Genomic DNA, 2500 nt, shown 5'->3' with positions numbered 1-2500 from the left:
TAATGCATTTAAATATAATCCGCTTACTGATGCTGAAACTCTCTCTAGCGCTTTATTCCAAAACCAATATGCTAAAATTGTTGCTCCAATAACAAGGTATATTACACTAAGTCCCGTTTTCCAAGTTTCAACCTTTGGGAGACCGTAATAAAAAATTTCTACCAGTGCAAACGGTAAGAGAATAACAGCTCCAATAATTAAAGTTAATGTTGTAAAAACCTCGTTTGATAAATACTGTTCTTGTTTTGGTCGTTTTAGTAAAACTGTGTAGAAAGCAAATAGAAAAGTACTTAATAATATCAGTATATCTCCTATTAAAGATACTCCTTGATTAGCACTTTTAGATGGAATCGTAATAAAGAGTACTCCTATAGCACCCAATATAATTCCTATCCAATAATTCAATCGAATTTTCTCTTTCAAAAAGAGTGCTGAAAAAAGAATTGTAACTAATGGTAACGCAGCATCTATAATACTCACATGTAATCCACTTGTTAAAGAAATGCCGTAGGATGTAAACATAAAATAACCAGCTACACCGGTAAAAGCTAACAAACTCATTCTTTTCCATGGAACTTTTTTATGTACAACTGATTTTTGTAGTTCCTTAAATGAGAATAGCATACAAATTCCACCTGCAAAGAAAAGACGAATAAATAACAAAGTAAACGGCTGAATAGATTCTAACGCCCATTTTGTTGGCGCAATGGCTGTGCCCCATAATATAACAGCCACTAATAACATGCATATTTCTTTCATAATCCCCACACCCATCAAAAATATATGTTAACTACCTTAATTATAGATTTTTTCTAATATAAAATCCTTTAAAAGCACAAAAGGTTATGTAAAAATAACAATCTAACTCTTTTTACATAACCTTTTTATATAAGATCACAAACATTCTTGTTACATCTGGACTATATTCTTATAAAGGTAATTATTACCTTTATATTTTAAATAATAAAAATAAGCACAAAAAAACCTAAGTCAAAACGACTTAGGTTCTTGCTTGGCGACGTCCTACTCTCACAGGGACAAGGTCCCAACTACCATCGGCGCTAGAGAGCTTAACTTCCGTGTTCGGTATGGGAACGGGTGTGACCTCTCTGCCATCATCACCAAACTATTGAAGGCATATTCCTTCAAAACTAGATAACATTGCTACATATTATATGGTTAAGTCCTCGATCTATTAGTATTCGTCAGCTCCACATGTCACCATGCTTCCACCTCGAACCTATCAACCTGATCATCTTTCAGGGATCTTACTAGCTTACGCTATGGGAAATCTCATCTTGAGGGGGGCTTCATGCTTAGATGCTTTCAGCACTTATCCCTTCCGCACATAGCTACCCAGCTATGCCCTTGGCAGAACAACTGGTACACCAGCGGTGCGTCCATCCCGGTCCTCTCGTACTAAGGACAGCTCCTCTCAAATTTCCTACGCCCACGACGGATAGGGACCGAACTGTCTCACGACGTTCTGAACCCAGCTCGCGTACCGCTTTAATGGGCGAACAGCCCAACCCTTGGGACCGACTACAGCCCCAGGATGCGATGAGCCGACATCGAGGTGCCAAACCTCCCCGTCGATGTGGACTCTTGGGGGAGATAAGCCTGTTATCCCCGGGGTAGCTTTTATCCGTTGAGCGATGGCCCTTCCATGCGGAACCACCGGATCACTAAGCCCGACTTTCGTCCCTGCTCGACTTGTAGGTCTCGCAGTCAAGCTCCCTTATGCCTTTGCACTCTACGAATGATTTCCAACCATTCTGAGGGAACCTTTGGGCGCCTCCGTTACACTTTAGGAGGCGACCGCCCCAGTCAAACTGCCCACCTGACACTGTCTCCCGGGTCGATAAGACCCGTAGGTTAGAATTTCAATACAGTCAGGGCGGTATCCCACCAGCGCCTCCACCGAAGCTAGCGCTCCGGTTTCAATGGCTCCCGCCTATCCTGTACAAACTGTACCAAAATTCAATATCAGGCTACAGTAAAGCTCCACGGGGTCTTTCCGTCCTGTCGCGGGTAACCTGCATCTTCACAGGTACTATAATTTCACCGAGTCTCTGGTTGAGACAGTGCCCAAATCGTTACACCTTTCGTGCGGGTCGGAACTTACCCGACAAGGAATTTCGCTACCTTAGGACCGTTATAGTTACGGCCGCCGTTTACTGGGGCTTCAGTTCAGAGCTTCGCTTACGCTAACCCCTCTCCTTAACCTTCCAGCACCGGGCAGGTGTCACCCCCTATACTTCGCCTTACGGCTTCGCAGAGAGCTGTGTTTTTGCTAAACAGTCGCTTGGGCCTATTCACTGCGGCTTTCCGTTAAGAAAGCACCCCTTCTCCCGAAGTTACGGGGTCATTTTGCCGAGTTCCTTAACCAGAGTTCTCTCGCACACCTTAGGATTCTCTCCTCGCCTACCTGTGTCGGTTTGCGGTACAGGCACCTTTTATCTCGCTAGAAGCTTTTCTTGGCAGCGGGGAATCAAAGACT

At 43.6% G+C, this 2500-nt stretch carries 1 protein-coding gene and 2 rRNA genes (2 of these 3 running past the window's edge); all 3 read right to left on the bottom strand.

The window, feature by feature from the left end:
• Positions 1–759, bottom strand: the 5' portion of a protein-coding gene (locus MKY21_RS01640) for a DMT family transporter (protein WP_341075286.1). It extends 162 nt beyond the left edge of the window; the window shows 759 of its 921 coding nt (coding positions 1–759); it begins with the start codon at positions 757–759; the stop codon falls past the left edge of the window.
• Between the two features lie 251 nt (positions 760–1010).
• Positions 1011–1126 (bottom strand): 5S ribosomal RNA (gene rrf, locus MKY21_RS01635).
• A 49-nt stretch (positions 1127–1175) separates the two neighbouring features.
• Positions 1176–2500 (bottom strand): 23S ribosomal RNA (locus MKY21_RS01630) (it continues 1598 nt past the right edge of the window).

The organism is Bacillus sp. FSL R9-9497, assembly GCF_038005805.1.
Classification (GTDB): Bacteria; Bacillota; Bacilli; order Bacillales; family Bacillaceae_G; genus Bacillus_A; species Bacillus_A cereus.
This window is presented reverse-complemented; position numbering and strand designations above follow the sequence as displayed.